Origin of the sequence: Enterococcus lemanii, from assembly GCF_016909125.1 — a bacterium.
Lineage (GTDB): Bacteria > Bacillota > Bacilli > Lactobacillales > Enterococcaceae > Enterococcus_I > Enterococcus_I lemanii.
On the sequence record NZ_JAFBFD010000023.1, the window covers coordinates 16,401 to 33,864 of the forward strand.

Below are 17,464 nucleotides of genomic sequence, written 5' to 3' on the forward strand. Positions count from 1 at the left end.
TTTAATGAGGGGTGCGAATATGAAGTGGAATCGAAGCTTGCCAAATGGCACAAAAGACAAACTATTTAAAGAGGCGATGCAAAGCTATCATTTGGAGAGCATCGTGAACCATCATTTTGAACATCGTGGCTATCAGCGAATCGAGACCCCACTGATTGAGTTTGAAGAAGTTTTTGAAGGAATGGACCAAAAAGCGACGTCGCGTTATCGCTTTTTTGACGAACAAGGCCGAATTGTCGTCTTGCGTCCGGATATGACTTTACCGGTTGGTCGCGTCGTTAGTACAACAGGGATTATTCCTCCTGTGCAACTCTTTTATAGTGGGAAGATTTTCCGTGTGATTAAAGGCCATTCTGGCGACTACAGTGAACAGTTACAAGCAGGAATGGAATTAATTGGCTATGAGTCACTAAAAGCCGAAACCGAGTGTTTAATTAATGCGGTCAGTATTTCGCAAAAATGTGGGATTGCTGATTTTCAAATAGAATTGGGCCATGCAGCGATTGTAGAAAGCATTGTTGTAGAACTAGGGTTATCAAATGAAGAACAGCAAGTTTTTGCACAAATCCTACAAAGTAAAAACACCCCCAATTTACTTGCTTTTTTAAAAAAATACGAAACGCACAAACTTTATCCTTTTGTTTCGCAACTCTCACGTTTATTTGGTGATTGGGAAATTTTAGCCCAAGCGCGTCAATTAACCAATCAACCAGCCATCTTGGATGCAATTTCAGAGATGGAAGCTTTAATCGCTCAAATTCACCAAGTCTACCCAGAACAAGCAATTACTGTCGATTTAGGTTTGGTTCGTGAATTGAAATATTATAGCGGAATGACCTTTAAAGGGTATACCGATCAGTCAGCAGGGAGTTTCTTTAGTGGCGGACGCTATGATCAATTGCTAACGGAATTTTCAGTGGCACCTGTTCCAGCAGTCGGGTTAGTTTTTTACCTTGATAAAATTTACAGCATTATTAATCGTCAAACAGGATGGGAAAATCCCGTTGAAACGAAAACTTTGATTCACTTTGAAGAAGATTGTTTACAAGCAGCAGAAGCCTTAATTGCTAGTGAAGCAGCGAGTCGTTTAAGCTTACATCAGAATTTAGAAGATTCGTTGCAGTACGCCAAGCAGTGGCAGATTCCGCAAGTGGTGCATGTTCAGGCAAGTGGTGTAAAATTTTATCAAGTGGAGGACGTGACCAATGAGTAAATTAACAATTGCTTTAACCAAAGGCCGCATTGAAAAAAGTACGGTTGCTTTACTTGAAAAAATCGGGATTAATTGTGATTTTTTGCGCAACAAAAATCGTAAACTTGTTTTTACTAGCCCAGATGATAAGTACCAATTTATTTTAGTGAAAGCCGTTGACGTTTTAACGTATGTGCAACAAGGAGTCGCGGATATTGGAATTGTCGGCAGCGACGTCATCTATGAAGATGGTGGCGAACATTATGAAATGCTTGATTTAAAAATCGGTCAATGTCGTTTTTGCGTGGCGTCTCAACCAAGTTATGACCCAACCGATTATCGTCGTAAAATTATTGCAACAAAATACCCTCGGACCGCTGCTCGTTATTTCCAAGCCAAAGGGGAAGATATTGAAATTATTAAAATTGAAGGTTCTGTTGAAATTGCACCACTTTTAGGATTAGCGGATGCAATTGTTGATATTGTTGAAACAGGTGATACATTACGGGAAAATGGCCTCGTGATTTTTGAAGAGATGGACGCCATTTCCACCCGTTTAATCGTTAATCAAGTTTCTTTAAAACGAAAAAAACAAGCCGTTTGTCAATTAGTTGATCAATTGGATGCGTACATTAATAAGGAAAAGGGTGATTAAATGGAGATTATTAAAGGCGATTTAAATTTTTTACTCGATACGTTAGAAAAACAACAAGCAGCGGTTGAAGAAGACCAAGTGGAAGCGCAAGTGAAAGCTATTTTAAAAGAAGTGCAAATAAACGGTGACGAAGCGGTTCGTCGCTATACAGAAACTTTTGACAAAATTAAATTAACGAATTTTAAATTAAGTGAAGCAGAAATCGAAACAGCCTACCAAAACACTGCTCCTAATTTATTGCGTGCTTTAGAAGCTGCAAAAGAAAATATTGAATCTTTTCATTTGAAGCAAAAGCAAACAGGTTTTATTGATGCTGAAAAAACGGGGGTCATTCGTGGGCAGCTCGTACTACCAATTGAAACAGTTGGTATTTATGTCCCTGGTGGTACTGCTCGTTATCCTTCTTCCGTGTTAATGAATGCCATTCCAGCTAAAATTGCCGGCGTAAAGCGAATTGTAATGGTTACGCCAGCCGATCCTGCCGGGCTACCGGATAGTTTACTCGCCGCTGCTAAAATTGCCGGTGTCGATGAGGTTTATCAAATTGGTGGGGCCCAAGCGATTGCCGCACTGGCGTATGGCACAAAAAGTATCCCTAAAGTTGATAAAATTGTTGGCCCAGGGAATATCTATGTAGCAACGGCCAAAAAGATTCTATTTGGGCAAGTGGCCATTGATATGATTGCTGGCCCGTCAGAAGTCGTTGTTTTAGCCGATGAACAAGCCAATCCTGCTTATATTGCGGCAGATTTACTTGCACAAGCTGAGCATGACGTGTTGGCGCGGGCCATTTTAATTTCTACGAGCGAAAAGGTGGCCATTGAAGTTGATGCAGCGCTTGAACAACAATTAAAAACCTTGCCAAGAGCAGCGATTGCCCGCCAAGCTTTAGCTAATCACGGTGCGCTAATTGTCGTAGAAGACGAAACCACGCAATTTGCTTTAATGAACGAAATTGCACCCGAGCATTTAGAAATTCAATTAGTTGACCCAATGAGTCACTTAAATCAAGTGAAACATGCCGGATCCGTCTTTTTAGGAGCTTACGCATCAGAACCTTTAGGTGATTATTTAGCGGGGCCAAACCATGTATTACCAACAAGTGGCACGGCGCGCTTTTTCTCACCATTAGGCGTTGAAGACTTTATTAAACGCACGGCCTTTTTATCTTATACAAAAGAAGCACTTGCCAAAGAAAAAGATGCAGTGATGGACTTGGCGATTGAAGAAGGCTTAGATGCCCATGCGCGCGCCATACAAGTTCGTTTTGAGGCGCTCGATTAACCAAACTTATCAAGTAAGGAGACGATTTGAAAATGAGAGAAGCAAGTTTAACGAGAAAAACTGGGGAAACACAAATTGAACTGTCCTTAGCTTTAGATGAAAAAAATCCGATTTGTGAAATTCAAACAGGAGTGGGCTTTTTTGATCACATGTTAACCCTTTTTGCCCGCCATAGCCGAATTAGTTTTAAATGCGTGGCCGATGGGGATTTAGAAGTCGATAGTCACCACACCGTTGAAGATGTTGGCATTGTGATTGGTCAATGTTTAAAAGCCGCACTTGGCGATAAAGTTGGGATTAATCGTTATGGGCATGAATATGTGCCAATGGATGAAAGTTTAGGTTTTGCGGCGTTAGATTTAAGCGGTCGTTCGTATTTGGTTTTTGACGCGGTCTTTAATAATCCTAAATTAGGCGATTTTGATACGGAATTAGTCGAAGAGTTTTTCCAAGCACTGGCCTTTAATGCACAAATGAACTTACATTTAAAAGTCTTATACGGGAAAAATACCCATCACCAAATTGAAGCCTTATTTAAAGCATTTGGCCGAGCTTTGCGCCAGGCGATTGAAGTCAATCCGAATATTCAAGGAGTCAATTCAACGAAGGGGGTTCTTTAATGCTAGTACTCGTTGATTATGATGCTGGGAATTTACGGAGCATTAGCAAAGCTTTTGAAAAAATAGGAGTGACACCAAAAATTTCCGGTGAAGCAACGGATATTTTAGCAGCGGATGGCTTAATTTTACCCGGAGTTGGTGCTTTTCCAAAGGCGATGAAAACTTTGGAAGAAAAAGGTTTAATCGAACCAATCAAAACAGCTGTCAAAAATGGGACGCCTCTTTTAGGGGTATGCTTAGGGATGCAACTTTTATTTGAACAAAGCGATGAACACGGCCTAACAAAAGGACTTGCTTTCATTCCGGGTGAAGTGAAACCATTACCGACACTACCAAATCTTGCGGTTCCACATATGGGCTGGAATCGTCTGAACATTCAACAAGACGATCCTTTTGTGGCGAACTTAGCCGATGCGTTTGTTTATTACGTGCATTCGTATTACGTCGATTGCCCAAAAGAATACATTTTAGCAACGAGTCATTATGGCGTAGAGGTACCAGGGATTGTGCGTAAAGGTCATATCTATGGCACGCAGTTTCATCCTGAAAAAAGCAGTACAATTGGTCAAGAGATTTTAAAAGCATTTGTAAAGGGGATTCAATCATGATTATTTATCCAGCAATTGATTTAAAAGAAGGTCGTTGTGTTCGACTATACCAGGGCGATTTTGCGCTGGAAACGGTTGTTAATCCAGACCCATTTGCGCAAGCACAGGCGTTTGCTAAAGAAGGAGCAAGTGCTTTACACTTAGTGGATTTAGACGGTGCTTTAAATGGTGATTTGACTAATTTTGACATCATTAAAGAGATTGCCAACCAACTAAAGATTCCTGTTCAAGTTGGTGGAGGTATACGGTCGATGGAGCAAGTCGATCGCTATTTAACCAATGGCGTTGCGCGTGTAATTATCGGATCAAAAGCGATTGAAGATCCAAGCTTTGTGGCTGAAGCGGTCAAAAAATATGGTAAGCGAATAATTGTTGGTATTGATGCTAAAAAGGGTCAAGTCGCTACCCGTGGTTGGTTAGAAGTTTCTGATCAAAATTATTTAGAAGTCGCACAAAAAATGGCTGCAATTGGAGTTGAAACGATTATCTTCACCGATATTGCGAAAGACGGTACTTTACAAGGACCAAACTTAGAACAACTAGCAGCCATTCAACAAGCTGTTCCTCAAGTCGCAATAATTGCTTCTGGTGGGATTAGTTCACGCCAAGATTTAGAAGCAGTGAAAGCGTTGGGTGTCGCGGGTGTCATTTCAGGTAAAGCGCTATACAATGGCAATATTACGATGACAGATGTCGTGGAGGTGGAAGCGACATGTTAACCAAACGAATTATTCCTTGTCTTGACGTAACGAATGGCCGTGTCGTCAAAGGGGTGAACTTTGTGAATTTACAAGATATTGGTAGCCCCGTTGAAATTGCCAAAGCTTATTCAGAAGCCGGTGCGGATGAGCTTGTTTTCCTAGATATTACCGCAACCGTTGAAGAACGCAATACGATGGTGGAAGTGGTTCGTCAAACGGCAGCAGAAGTATTTATTCCTTTAACGGTTGGTGGTGGGATTCGCTCAGTAGCAGACATGCAAGCATTACTGCGTGCGGGTGCAGATAAAATCTCTTTAAATTCAGCGGCTTTAAAAGAACCTCAGCTGATTAAAGAGGGTGCTGAAAAATTCGGCAATCAATGTATTGTCGTTGCCATTGACGCCAAATACCATCCCGAAACAAAAACATGGCACGTCTATAGCCACGGTGGTCGCCAAGACACGGGGAAAGACGTGGTTGAGTGGGCGCAAGAAGTCGTTTCACTTGGGGCTGGTGAAATCCTTTTAACAAGTATGGATGGCGATGGCACAAAAGCTGGCTATGACCTTGCTTTAACTGAAGCAGTTGCTCAAGCCGTCACGGTACCTGTGATTGCTTCTGGTGGCTGTGGTAACGTTCAGCACATGGTCGATGTCTTTACAAAAACGCATGCCAGTGCTGCTTTAGCCGCTTCAATTTTTCATTATGGGGAACTAACAATCCCAGAAGTAAAAGCAGCTCTAAACGCGCAAGGGGTGAGTGTTCGATGCTAAAACCGGACTTTTCAAAAGGACTCATTCCAGCCATTATCACTGATTACGAAAATAAAGAAGTTTTAATGCTGGCTTATATGAACGAAGAAAGTTACCAAAAAACACTCGATAGTGGCGAAACTTGGTTTTACTCTCGGTCTAGACAAAATTTGTGGCACAAAGGCGCAACGAGTGGGCATTTTCAAAAAGTCAAAAGCATTTACTTAGATTGTGACCAAGATACGTTACTAATTGCCGTCGAACAAATCGGCGCAGCTTGTCATACGGGCAGTCGAACTTGTTTTTTTCAAGAAGTAAGGAGCGCGAAGTAAGATGGAAAGTTTAAAAACATTATATGCAGAAATTGCGAGTCGCAAAGAAACACCGAAAGCCGGTTCGTACACGAACTATCTTTTTACCAAGGGTCTCGATAAAATCTTAAAAAAAGTTGGCGAAGAAGCAACTGAAGTCGTGATTGCAGCTAAAAACAACGATCAAGCAGAATTAATTGCCGAAAGTGCCGACTTACTCTATCACCTGAGCGTCTTGTGGGTCGAACAAGGGGTTTCATTAGAAGACTTAGCCCATGAACTAAATCAACGCCAAGGGAAAGTTAGTAAAACACAAGATCGCCAGACGATTACGGAATACTAAAAAGAGAAATGTGATTAAGTAAAACGAAAGGGGACTTTTTTGATGCAAGTAAAAAAAACATTAAGCACCTTAACACCTTATGTACCAGGACGTCCGATGAAAGATGTTCAAAAAGAATATGGGTTAGAAAAAGTGGTCAAACTCGCGTCAAATGAAAACCCATTTGGGACCTCACCAAAAGTTAAAGAAGCTCTTCAAGCAGCTGTCACTGATTTGGAATATTACCCAGATGGTGGCGCCAAAGATTTAAAAGCTGCCATTGCGGCGTTTCACCAAATACCAACTGAGCAAATTTTAGTAGGCGCAGGATTAGATGACGTCATTCAGATTATTTCACGTGCCGTTTTAAATGCTGGCGATGAAATCATTGTGGCCGATCCAACTTTTTCTCAATATGAGTTACATGCCGTAGTAGAAGGCGCCAAAGTTGTCAAAATCCCCGTCAACGATCAAACAGGTGAAATGGATTTAAATGCAATGCTTCAAGCGATTACCCCAAAAACTAAAATTATCTGGTTGTGTAATCCAAATAATCCAACGGGTACCTATTTACCACAAAATCAAATTCGCGATTTTGTCGCACAAGTCCCGCAAGAAGTCTTAGTGATTAGCGATGAAGCTTATCAAGACTTTGTCACTAAAGAAATTGAATCGACCAGTTTACCAGTCGTAGATGATTATCCGAATCTACTAGTGATGCGTACTTTTTCAAAAGTTTATGGATTGGCCGCTCTACGAATTGGTTATGCGATTGTTCCTCTTGGGCTCATGTCGGCCTTTGAAATTGTGCGACCACCGTTTAATACAAGCACGATTGCCCAAAAAGCCGGGATTGAAGCCTTAGCCGATCAAGAGTTTGTCTTAAGAACGGTTGCGATTAACCATGAAGAAAGGGAGAAGTGGGAGCACTTTTTAGAGGCGCGAGGTCTATTTTATTATAAGTCCCAAGCCAATTTTATTTACTTTGATACCAAACAAGACAGCACCCAACTTGCCCATGAACTAATGAAAAGAGGTTACATTGTTCGTGCTGGCTTAAGGCCACAATGGTTACGTGTGACTTTAGGGTATGCCAACGACAATGCCAAAGTACGCGAAATTTTAGCAGAGTTACTTGATTAATCGTTAAAAAGGAAAAGAAGCCATTTGAACTTATTTTTATAAGTCCAAATGGCTTTTTTACGCAATCTAATTGTAAAACCGGCAATCACTATTTTTATTTCGCGCAATGTTGTTCTAATTGAAATTTTTTAGTTAGGGTGTGACTTTTAAGTTGATACGATTCCCCGAAGGATCAATTGTCACCCAATCATTGTTTTCTTTGAAGACCACCGCACCAATCTTCTCAAGTCCATCGATGGCCGTTTGTCGTTTCACTTCATTCGCATAAATTAATGTAAAGCCAATGAGACCCACTTGATTTGCGAGTGGCTTTGTCGCATTAGCCCCAGCCCAAGTATTAAAAGCAATATGGTGATGATAGTCATTATCGGATAAAAATAACGCTTGTTGACCGAAATGACTAACCACTTGGAAACCTAAGCCATTCACATAAAAATTTCTGCTACTAGCGATATCAGCAACTTGCAAGTGCACGTGCCCCATGACTGTTTCTTTGGGGAGTACTTGCCACGAATCAAGAGAAGTAGTTTGTAATAAATCTTCAAAGTTAACCGCAAGTGTCGCCATTTCGACTTCATTGTTCTGCCAACGCCAAGTTTGCGGATCGCGATCGATGTAAACCTCAATGCCATTTCCATCCGGGTCATTTAAGTAAATTGCTTCACTAACAAGATGATCTCCTGAAGCAAAAGGCAGCCCAATTTGGGCAAAATGCCGGACAAGATTCGCTAAATCAGAACGCATAGGTAAAAGTAGAGCAAAGTGATACAGCCCAATCGCTGGTTGTTGTCCGTAAGTGGCTTGTTCTGGTTGTGTAATCGTTAGCAGTGGGTGTTGCCCATCGGCTGTTAAAGTCGCGGACGAATCGGTTTGATTTAAAATGGAAAAACCAATTATTTTTTGATAAAACTGTAAAGAGCGTTCAAGGTCGCTAACTTTTAAATCGACTTGGCCAACAAAAGTCGTAGGTGCTTGGTGAAATGACATCATAAAAATCCTCCTTGGTTTAAAAAAATTGTGAACAGATATTTCGAATTCGAAACTTTAAACGTACAACTATAAAATAATTTAAAAATCAGTTATAATAAACTTATAAACAGTCGCTTACTTTATGTAACTAAGTTTACGCTTGGATTTGATTTTGGTCAAATAATTAAACTTGGATGATTAATAAAATGATTAAACAATCAATGAAAATAAAATGCAAGCACTCTTTTTTGAAAGGTGGAGAAAAATTTGGATAAAAATATTTGTCCTAAATTTGAAACAGCAATGAGTTTGCTCGGTCAAAGATGGAATGGCTTAATCATTTATCAACTACTTTCAGGTACCCAACGTTTTTGTACGATTGAATCGGCTGTTGGTTTGAGTAGTAAAGTACTGTCAACGAAACTTAAAGATTTAGAACAACAAAATATCGTCCAACGTCATGTTTACCCAGAAACACCTGTGAGAATCGAATATTCTTTAACCGAAAAAGGCAAAGCGCTTGAACCGTTGATGCGTGAAATCGAGAAGTGGTCGCAAGAGTGGGTAGCAGAAAAAAGACTACATAAATGACGAAGAAATCTTTATACGGCTGCTGTAGAAACCTTTTGAAATTAGAAATTATGAGAATTGGGTTGAAGAATTCAATCTTTATATTGATCAAAATATCAAAATAGTCGAAAATTTTGTGAAAGAACATCTCCCAGCAATTAAAATCAATCGTTCCGAATCCACCTACTTGATGTGGCTAGATACCCGTTTGTTAAACCTTCCAATGGATCAATTACAAGAACGCTTGAATCACATTGGCAAAGTCACGATTATGGATGGTCGGATTTACGGGGGGAATGGTGAATACTTCTTACGTTTAAATGTGGGCTGCCAAAAGAAAAACTACTTGACGGCTTGAATCGTTTGAAAATGAGTTTAGCGTGTACGGAAGAATAATCAAAGAATAATCAAAGAATAATTTAGAAAAAACAGATACAACTGCTTAGGTAGGGGTGTGTCTGTTTTTTTGATTTACTAAATCCCTACTGAAAAGCGTTTCTTCTATATCTTATCAATCATAAGTTATGGTATATTTATATTGATACTATCTATTAAAATCAATCATTTTAAATAAACTATATGAATAGAAACGAACAGTTATTTATCTATTGAAATTTAATAGGATTGTGGATGACTTGATACAAAGCGAGGTAAAAAATGTCGAAAAAAATATATAGTGCAGGACTAGTGTCACAAGGTTTTTGGTTCCATGAAACCAAACAATATATCGAATTTTTGAATGAAGGAAAAACAGAAGCAGAAATAAAAAAATTAAGTGAAGAGGCGAATATTTTTGCCGCAGTTAGTGCTAGTCGTGCGAACGAGACTTTTAATGGGGCGAGAAGAAGGGCTAACGCACTTGATTCAGAGATGTATCAACTCTTTCCGAAATTAAACATTGATAATCAAAAAATAGTTGTGTTAATTGCTGTATTAAGATTAAACGATCTATTTCTTGAATTTTTATTAGAAGTATACCAAGAAAAGTTACACAAAAATATTTATAAGTTAACACTTACAGATTATCGTTCATTTTTTTCTGAAAAACAACGATTAAATGAAGTCGTTATGTCATGGAAACCCTATACGTATCATCGGTTAGCGAGTGCTTATAAAAAGTATCTGTTAGAAGCAGGTCTAATAAGAGAGGAAAAAGGAGACGACTTAATTACTCCTAAAATAATTGATGATCGCGTAGTTCAGTGGTTAAAAGAAAATGATCGATTAGATATTTTAAAAGCAATTGCTGGAGGATATTAAAATAATGAATAAACCAATTCAACAACGACTCAGACATTTAAAAGAAACCATTAATTCAGACGACTTTTTAGCCAACAAGGGACTAGGTAATGAGGTTGGCTACTATATTTTCGATTATAACCCTAAAGATGAACTATTAGTTAGAGAGTACGTTCGTAATTTATCAAAGAACAATAGTCCTCAACTAGATGGTTATACCATTCAAGTTTTTAACCTTTATGAATTGATGATGAATTACATTGAAGATAAAGGGTATACGAAGGCAGTTGCAAAAATGGAAGAAAAACACGATATTTTCTTTGTCGCTTCTCGAATTAATCGGTTGTTAAAAATGGAAGACTTTGATGATACCGAGATGTATTTCACAAAATATATTACTGAAAGAGTCGTTGATAATACCGTAGTGATACTGACTGGAATGGGAGAAATATATCCATTGGTTAGAGCGCATTCGGTATTAAATAAAATGCATTTGGTGTTTACTAAGTCACCAGTAATTATGATGTATCCAGGTGAATACGACCGTCTACGGTTAACAATATTAGAGACCAAAAAAGATAACAACTACTACCGAGCTTTTCGGATTGATTGAGGAGGATTAGAATGAAGATTAAAGACATGTTTTTAAAAGATATCCATCGCAACATTGAAGGCGTTATAACTGCTTCGCAAGCTAATGACGAGCAAGTCTATCAAGAATTAGATGAATACGTAGTCACGAAAGAATTGCAAGCTCACTTTAAAACTTTTTTTGATGCCTATAAAAAAGGAATTATTGGTGATACAAGTAAAATGGGCGTATGGATTCAAGGTTTTTTTGGATCAGGTAAATCACATTTTCTAAAAATACTATCTTATATCCTTGAAAATAAAGAAATCAATGGGAAAAATGCTTTTGATTTTTTTACTGAAGGAGATGAAATCACTCGAAAAATAAAAGATGATATAACGATTGCAGATATGAAATTGGCTGTAGACACCCCAACAAACGTAATCTTATTTAATGTCGAGTCGAAGCATCAAACAGGGATTGAAGAAAAAAGTAGCCTAGTAAATGTATTTTTAAAAGTCTTTAATCACAGCTTGGGTTATTCAACGATTCCACAACTGGCTGATTTAGAGAGAAACTTAGACAAACAAGGGAAATTCTCCCATTTTAAAGCAATTTTTGAACAAAATTATGGAGAAACTTGGGAAGAAACACGCCATGAGATTGACTTTTTAGAAGATATTGTTGTTGACTCGTTAGTAAAAGCAGAATGTTTTTCAGAATCAGCTGCGCGTAACTGGTTTATTAAGAATGAGTCAGATTATAAAATTAGTATTGAAGAATTTGCTGATTTAGTTGAAGAATATTTACAATCAAAAGGCAACAATGAACACATTGTTTTTTTAGTCGACGAAATTGGTCAATATATTGGGGGCAACCGTTCGTTGACATTACAACTCCAAACGATTGTTGAAGAATTAGGGAATAAGTCGCGTGGGAAAGCTTGGGTGATTGTTACAAGTCAAGAACTAATTGATGCAGTAACTGATATTTCTGGAAGTTCTGCGATGGATTTCTCTAAAATCAAAGGGCGGTTTGAAACGACCTTGTCTTTATCTTCTGCTAATGCTGATGAAGTGATTCAAAAAAGAATTCTTAAGAAAAATATCAATGCACAACAGTACCTAGAAGCAGATTATCCAAATCACGAGAATGATATTTCAATGAAACTACAATTTGAAGATAGTCCTGAATTAAAATTATACACAGATGCTGAAAATTATGCAGATGTTTATCCGTTTATTCCATATCAATTTAATTTATTAGCGAATATTTTAACTCAAATTTCTGAACACAGTATACAAGGAACCAACCTTTCTAGAGGGGAACGATCCTTACTTGCTTTTTTCAAAGAAACAGCTGAACGAAATGCGGATAAAGAAAATGGCTCATTAATTTCTTTAGATCAGTTTTATCCCTCACTTGAAAAATGGTTAAACGAAACAAAAAATGATGCAGTCATTAAAAAGGCTGCTGATAACTCAAGGATTGTTTCAGATGCCGACGATTTCTTTAATGTCGATGTCTTAAAAGTATTATTTATGATTAAATATGTGGACCAAAACATTAAGCCGACCCTAAATAATATTACGAATTTAATGCTTCGTCATGTTGATGAAGATAAATTAGCATTGAGAAAAAAAGTCGATGCAGCATTAAAAATATTGATTAACGAAAATTTAATTCGCCAAAATTTACAAAATTATATTTTCCAAACCGATGAAGAGCAAGAAGTTACTCGAGTAATCAATAAGATTGAATTAACAGATTCGGATATTAAAAAGAAATTGGCGACGGATATTTTTGATGATAAAGTTGGAAGAAATAGTTTTTCTTATTTAAATCGTCATGCTAGAGGAAAAGTTTTTGAAAATCGTTACAATTTTCTTTATAACCGTTACGTTGATGACCTAATGCATTCTAAAAATGTCAATGCACAATTAGAAGTGAAAATCATCACACCACTAGATACGGAGTTATGGGAAAACTCAGATAGATTAGTTTTAGCGAGTACAAAAAATATGTTACTTGTTCATTTACCACTCGATGATCGATTCATGAATGACTTAAGAAAATATTTACGAGTAGAAAAATATGTCACAACAACATTTGCGAATAACACGATTAAGAACTTCCAAACGGTAAAAGCAGAAAAAAGTTCAGAAAACCAAGAACTAAACGAGGTTATGAGAAATCAGCTTAGTGATTTTTTGAAAAATACAACTTTCTTTTTTAATAATGTGCAGTTGGAAGTTAAAGGGAGTGATTTTAAAACCCGATTAAATGATGCTTTACAACAAATGGCGGCGTTAGTCTACCATAAAAATGACTTGATTGATTCAGCCATAACGGAACAAGATATTAACCGTTATTTGACTTCTAATGTAAATGAGTTAATCGTTCCAAAAGAAAATCAAAATGCGTTAGAAGAAGTCGAGAGATATATTAAACTTCAATCTAAAATTAGCTTAACAGTTACGATGAGATCGCTTAGAGATAATTTTGTGGGGAAAGAACCATATGGCTTTGTCAATGAAGATCTAGAGTGGATTATTGCGCGCTTATTCAAAGAAGGTGCCATTAAAATAATTAAAAACGGTATTTCATTGTCTCTAACAGATAATTTAAAAGAAGTTTCTGACGCTATTTTTAATCGTCGCACGCCAGAAAAAATTCGAATTGAGATAAAAAAAGTCGTTGGAGAAGAGAAAAAAAGATTAGCTAAAGAACTTGGTATAGAGTTATTTGAGGTTCGAAGTCTTGTCGATGAAACCAATGATGATCTAACGAAGACAAGTTTTAAAGATAAAATTAATAAGATGATCGAAGAATTTAATGGTTATAAAAATCATAATGGCTATTATTACCCAGAATCAGATTTAATTACTACTAATGTACGATTACTACAAAAAATAGAAAATACAACAGACACAAATGACTTCTTCAATATACTAGTGGCCGAAGAGGATAGTTTATTGGATTGGGCGGAAGACTTAGTTGATATTCGCAATTTTCATAAAAGTAGCCAAAAATTAATTTGGGAAAAGGCAACAGATTATATTAATAAAGTTGAAACAAGTACTATTCAAGATTCAACAGATGTAATTGACAGTATCATTTCTGAAATGAAACGTATCATGCAAAAGAAAATCCCTTATCGAGAGATACCTAATTTAAGTAGCTTAAACAGTCAATTTGAAGCAGCTTACGCTGAATTTATTGAGAGTAAATCATTAATTGCAGCGAAGAAAGTAGAGGAACTTAAAAGAGATGTTCTAGAAAATATGCAGAGCCGTACATTTGAAGGTGAAGTTGAAAAAAGTTTTCAAGAAAGAATCAATCAAAAATTTGATTACTTGTTAGAAGCGTTAATGACGTATGAAAAACTAGATGAAGTCGCACTTGCACCTGTACAAGCAGACACTTTCAAGGTAAATTTCATAGCTGAATTTAATAGAAAAGAAAATGAACTGCGAGAAAAACCGCCAGTAGTAGATCCCTTGGTCGATAAAGAAGAAGAACCACCGAAAAAAGTAAAAAGTATTCAAATTCGTTCACTAATTACTTCGCCAACCCGTTTGAAAAATTCAACAGATGTTGACCAATTCATTCGTCAATTAAGAAATACTTTGCTTGAACAATTAGGAACCGACAATGAAATCGATATTCAAATCTAAAAAATAGATATTTAAGAAATGGAGATTGAAATGGATAAAAAAGCAATTCGAAATTTTGCAATCAATGCGCGAAATATCCTAATTGCAAGAGTAGGTGCCAAACTTGCTAAATTAGGTGTTACTGAGTCAGGCATTGACGAAATCATACAAATCGATTCAAGTTTAATAGAAATTAAGGGGAATCGTGAGCGATTTTCAGGTAAAGACATCGTCAAACGTGCTAAATTAGTTGAAGAACTACAAAAAAGAGAAGCGAATTCTGACTCTAAAATTGCTTATAACACTCTAGTGGAAGAAGTTGCGTATACTTGGTTTAACCGTTTGATTGCTATACGATTTATGGAAGTAAATAATTATTTGCCCGATCGGCAGCGAGTTCTTTCCAGCGAATCCATCGGAAAAAAAGAACCGGATATAATCACCAATTTACTAGAAACGAATTTGTATCAAGAATTTGATGAACCAACCAAGAAAATCATAGTTGACTTAATCAGTGACGGTTCTGCACAAGCCGTAGATGAACTCTATCAACTAGTATTTATTCGAGTATGTAATAATTTAAATCAACAATTACCAAATTTATTTGAAAAAATTGATGATTATACCGAACTATTGTTTAGTATTTCATATATTGATGATAATGGTGTTATTGCAAGTCTTTTAACGATTCCAGAAGAAGATTTTGATGTCAGTTTAGGCGGGCAAATTGAGATTATCGGCTGGATGTATCAGTACTATAATACGGAACCAAAGGATAAAGTTTTTGCACGAGGAAATCGGAAAATTCGTGCTGATGAAATTCCGGCGGCAACCCAATTATTTACGCCAGATTGGATTGTTCGCTATATGGTGGAAAACTCTTTAGGACGTTACTATATTGATCAAAAATTAGCTAATCGCTTTGAAACGCGAACGGAAAAAGAAATTGCCGATGAATTTGGTTGGAAATATTATTTGCCATCAGCAGAACAACCAGAAGAGGTTCAATTACAGATTTTAGACGAGCGAAAGAATAAAAGTGATTTCGCTCTACAAGAGTTAAAACTTATCGACCCTTCAATGGGAAGTGGGCACATTCTAGTCTATGCTTTTGAAGTATTTTTACAATTATATGAGGCAGAAGGAGAATCCACGCGTACAGCAGTTGAAATTATTCTTGAAAGAAATTTATTTGGGTTAGATATTGATAAGCGAGCATTTCAATTGGCTTACTTTGCTCTGATGATGAAGGGCCGACAATATAATCGTCACTTCTTAATGAAAAATCTCCAACCAAATGTCTATCAAATTCCTGACAACTTTGGGATATCAGAAAGTGAGTTGCAGTTAGTGCACTTCAATTTTCCTAATCAAGAAAAAGGCCAAGTTGATTTAACATTGATTTTAAATGCATTTAAAATGAGTCCTGATTTAGGATCTTTAATTTCTTTTGAAGGAATTGATTTTAAAAATTTAAAATCAGGTATCTCTAAAGAAACTGTATCTTTTTTTGATGAAGAATTAAAACAAATTATTCAAGTGGCTGAGTTATTACAAATGGAATATACGATTGCCATCACGAATCCGCCCTATATGGGGGCTGCTGGAATGAATAAAGAGTTAGCAGCATTTGTAAAAAAAGAATATCCTGCTAGTAAAAGTGATTTATTCGCTATTTTCATGGAACGGTTAAAAACTCTACTTGATCCATTAGGTTATTATGCAATGATCACTCAACATGCTTGGATGTTTTTATCCAGTTTTGAAAAATTACGTTTAAAGATCAATCAACAAACAATTATTAATATGATTCACCTAGGCACTCGTGCTTTTGAAGAAATTGGTGGTGAAGTAGTACAAACAACGGCCTTTGTTATGTCACCAATAAAACACTTGAATTACACCGGTAGTTATTTAAGACTAGTAGACTTTCCAAATCATGAAGAAAAAGAGAAAAAAGCCTATAAAGCAATACAATCTGGAAAATCAGATTACCTATTTTCTACTTTGCAAGACAACTTTACTAAGATTCCAGGCATGCCGATTTCGTATTGGGTAAGTGAAAATTTTATTAATTCTTTTGAAAATTCTCTTTTAGGTGACATAATAGTTACTAGAGAAGGGATGGCAACTGCAGATAATGATAGGTTCTTAAGGTTTTGGCAAGAAATTGAATTTAATAAAATTGGTTTTTCTCAATCAAATTATTTAAGTGGTTACAAATGGTTTCCGTATAATAAAGGTGGGAAATATAGGAAATGGGATACAAGGCAAGATTTTGTTGTTAACTGGGAAAATAATGGATTTGATATAAAAAATAACAAAGACCCTAAAACCGGAAGAATCAGATCTCATAACTATAATGGAGAGTACGCATTAAAAGCAGGTTTAACGTGGAGCTCATTAACATCTGGGAATTTTTCTGCCCGTTACTCTCCAGGTGGTTATATGTTTGATTCAAAAGGAGCTATGGGGTTCAAAAAAGATAACTCTGATATATATATTATACTTGGGTTATTAAACTCTACAGTTGCATCGGCCTATCTTAAATTTTTTTCGCCAACTTTAGATTATAAAGTTGGTGATATAATATTAATTCCAGATTTAGATACCGATAAATTGTCTGAAAAAGTTATACCCATTGTTCAGTCATGTATTAAAGATGTGAATTTATATTCTCAATCTTTTGAGAACTACTGGGAGTTTAAAAATCATCCTTTAACTTAACTTTATTTTCTTTTATAATAGGAAAACTCTGGTCATATTCTCAAAATATAGGTTATTACTCAAAGAAGCGATAATAGGCCAGATACTACTAGTTCTAACATCCCACTTCATTATCGTGAAATAGAAAGTTAAAGGTACTGATGC

Annotated in this window: 17 protein-coding genes; 16 read left to right on the plus strand and 1 reads right to left on the minus strand. The window is 36.7% G+C overall.

Annotated features, from left to right (window positions below):
• The first annotated feature begins 19 nt into the window (after window positions 1–19).
• The 10 genes from hisZ to hisC are packed head-to-tail and all read left to right on the plus strand — an operon-like array spanning window position 20 to window position 7,588.
• Window positions 20–1,213, plus strand: a complete 1,194-nt coding sequence (gene hisZ, locus JOD14_RS07720) for an ATP phosphoribosyltransferase regulatory subunit (RefSeq protein ID WP_204654254.1) — start codon at window positions 20–22, stop codon at window positions 1,211–1,213.
• Window positions 1,206–1,847: an ATP phosphoribosyltransferase gene (hisG, locus tag JOD14_RS07725; RefSeq protein ID WP_204654255.1), complete on the plus strand. Its 642-nt coding sequence runs from the start codon at window positions 1,206–1,208 to the stop codon at window positions 1,845–1,847. Before hisZ ends, hisG begins: the two co-directional genes overlap by 8 nt.
• Window positions 1,848–3,131, plus strand: a complete 1,284-nt coding sequence (hisD, locus tag JOD14_RS07730) for a histidinol dehydrogenase (RefSeq protein ID WP_204654256.1) — start codon at window positions 1,848–1,850, stop codon at window positions 3,129–3,131.
• 32 nt (window positions 3,132–3,163) lie between these two features.
• Complete coding sequence (hisB, locus tag JOD14_RS07735; RefSeq protein ID WP_204654257.1) at window positions 3,164–3,751, plus strand: imidazoleglycerol-phosphate dehydratase HisB; 588 nt, start codon at window positions 3,164–3,166, stop codon at window positions 3,749–3,751.
• Window positions 3,751–4,359 (plus strand): imidazole glycerol phosphate synthase subunit HisH, encoded by a 609-nt coding sequence (gene hisH, locus JOD14_RS07740; protein WP_204654258.1) that lies wholly within the window; start codon window positions 3,751–3,753, stop codon window positions 4,357–4,359. The genes hisB and hisH overlap by 1 nt, the downstream gene beginning before the upstream one ends.
• Complete coding sequence (gene hisA, locus JOD14_RS07745; RefSeq protein WP_204654259.1) at window positions 4,356–5,078, plus strand: 1-(5-phosphoribosyl)-5-[(5-phosphoribosylamino)methylideneamino]imidazole-4-carboxamide isomerase; 723 nt, start codon at window positions 4,356–4,358, stop codon at window positions 5,076–5,078. Before hisH ends, hisA begins: the two co-directional genes overlap by 4 nt.
• Window positions 5,072–5,833 (plus strand): imidazole glycerol phosphate synthase subunit HisF, encoded by a 762-nt coding sequence (hisF, locus tag JOD14_RS07750; protein ID WP_204654260.1) that lies wholly within the window; start codon window positions 5,072–5,074, stop codon window positions 5,831–5,833. The genes hisA and hisF overlap by 7 nt, the downstream gene beginning before the upstream one ends.
• Entirely contained in the window at window positions 5,827–6,144 is a 318-nt protein-coding gene (gene hisI / locus JOD14_RS07755; protein ID WP_204654261.1) for a phosphoribosyl-AMP cyclohydrolase, read from the plus strand. The genes hisF and hisI overlap by 7 nt, the downstream gene beginning before the upstream one ends.
• 1 nt (window position 6,145) lies before the next feature.
• The gene (hisE, locus tag JOD14_RS07760; RefSeq protein ID WP_204654262.1) at window positions 6,146–6,466 is read left to right on the plus strand and encodes a phosphoribosyl-ATP diphosphatase; all 321 of its coding nucleotides are present in this window, start codon (window positions 6,146–6,148) and stop codon (window positions 6,464–6,466) included.
• A 42-nt stretch (window positions 6,467–6,508) separates the two neighbouring features.
• Window positions 6,509–7,588, plus strand: coding sequence for a histidinol-phosphate transaminase (gene hisC / locus JOD14_RS07765; protein WP_204654263.1), 1,080 nt, complete (start codon window positions 6,509–6,511; stop codon window positions 7,586–7,588).
• A gap of 132 nt (window positions 7,589–7,720) precedes the next feature.
• Here the strand turns inward: hisC and JOD14_RS07770 are convergent, their stop codons facing one another.
• Complete coding sequence (locus JOD14_RS07770; protein WP_239576141.1) at window positions 7,721–8,578, minus strand: VOC family protein; 858 nt, start codon at window positions 8,576–8,578, stop codon at window positions 7,721–7,723.
• A gap of 246 nt (window positions 8,579–8,824) precedes the next feature.
• Here JOD14_RS07770 and JOD14_RS07775 point away from each other — a divergent pair, with 246 nt between their 5' ends.
• From JOD14_RS07775 to pglX, 6 genes are all read left to right on the plus strand, one after another.
• Window positions 8,825–9,148, plus strand: coding sequence for a winged helix-turn-helix transcriptional regulator (locus tag JOD14_RS07775; protein ID WP_204654264.1), 324 nt, complete (start codon window positions 8,825–8,827; stop codon window positions 9,146–9,148).
• A 115-nt stretch (window positions 9,149–9,263) separates the two neighbouring features.
• The gene (locus JOD14_RS07780; RefSeq protein ID WP_204654265.1) at window positions 9,264–9,485 is read left to right on the plus strand and encodes a hypothetical protein; all 222 of its coding nucleotides are present in this window, start codon (window positions 9,264–9,266) and stop codon (window positions 9,483–9,485) included.
• A gap of 299 nt (window positions 9,486–9,784) precedes the next feature.
• The gene (locus JOD14_RS07785; protein WP_204654266.1) at window positions 9,785–10,387 is read left to right on the plus strand and encodes a DUF1819 family protein; all 603 of its coding nucleotides are present in this window, start codon (window positions 9,785–9,787) and stop codon (window positions 10,385–10,387) included.
• Window positions 10,388–10,391: 4 nt separating this feature from the next.
• Complete coding sequence (locus JOD14_RS07790) at window positions 10,392–10,979, plus strand: DUF1788 domain-containing protein (protein ID WP_204654267.1); 588 nt, start codon at window positions 10,392–10,394, stop codon at window positions 10,977–10,979.
• Window positions 10,980–10,990: 11 nt separating this feature from the next.
• Entirely contained in the window at window positions 10,991–14,614 is a 3,624-nt protein-coding gene (gene brxC, locus JOD14_RS07795; RefSeq protein ID WP_204654268.1) for a BREX system P-loop protein BrxC, read from the plus strand.
• 30 nt (window positions 14,615–14,644) lie between these two features.
• A complete protein-coding gene (gene pglX, locus JOD14_RS07800; protein WP_204654269.1) occupies window positions 14,645–17,320 on the plus strand; it encodes a BREX-1 system adenine-specific DNA-methyltransferase PglX in 2,676 nt (891 codons plus the stop codon).
• Window positions 17,321–17,464: the final 144 nt, after the last annotated feature.

Coding starts and splice junctions, on each gene's coding strand:
- hisZ (WP_204654254.1), top strand. CDS start 20: ATGAAGTGGAATCGAAGCTTGCCAAATGGCACAAAAGACAAACTATTT.
- hisG (WP_204654255.1), top strand. CDS start 1,206: ATGAGTAAATTAACAATTGCTTTAACCAAAGGCCGCATTGAAAAAAGT.
- hisD (WP_204654256.1), top strand. CDS start 1,848: ATGGAGATTATTAAAGGCGATTTAAATTTTTTACTCGATACGTTAGAA.
- hisB (WP_204654257.1), top strand. CDS start 3,164: ATGAGAGAAGCAAGTTTAACGAGAAAAACTGGGGAAACACAAATTGAA.
- hisH (WP_204654258.1), top strand. CDS start 3,751: ATGCTAGTACTCGTTGATTATGATGCTGGGAATTTACGGAGCATTAGC.
- hisA (WP_204654259.1), top strand. CDS start 4,356: ATGATTATTTATCCAGCAATTGATTTAAAAGAAGGTCGTTGTGTTCGA.
- hisF (WP_204654260.1), top strand. CDS start 5,072: ATGTTAACCAAACGAATTATTCCTTGTCTTGACGTAACGAATGGCCGT.
- hisI (WP_204654261.1), top strand. CDS start 5,827: ATGCTAAAACCGGACTTTTCAAAAGGACTCATTCCAGCCATTATCACT.
- hisE (WP_204654262.1), top strand. CDS start 6,146: ATGGAAAGTTTAAAAACATTATATGCAGAAATTGCGAGTCGCAAAGAA.
- hisC (WP_204654263.1), top strand. CDS start 6,509: ATGCAAGTAAAAAAAACATTAAGCACCTTAACACCTTATGTACCAGGA.
- JOD14_RS07770 (WP_239576141.1), bottom strand. CDS start 8,578: ATGATGTCATTTCACCAAGCACCTACGACTTTTGTTGGCCAAGTCGAT.
- JOD14_RS07785 (WP_204654266.1), top strand. CDS start 9,785: ATGTCGAAAAAAATATATAGTGCAGGACTAGTGTCACAAGGTTTTTGG.
- JOD14_RS07790 (WP_204654267.1), top strand. CDS start 10,392: ATGAATAAACCAATTCAACAACGACTCAGACATTTAAAAGAAACCATT.
- brxC (WP_204654268.1), top strand. CDS start 10,991: ATGAAGATTAAAGACATGTTTTTAAAAGATATCCATCGCAACATTGAA.
- pglX (WP_204654269.1), top strand. CDS start 14,645: ATGGATAAAAAAGCAATTCGAAATTTTGCAATCAATGCGCGAAATATC.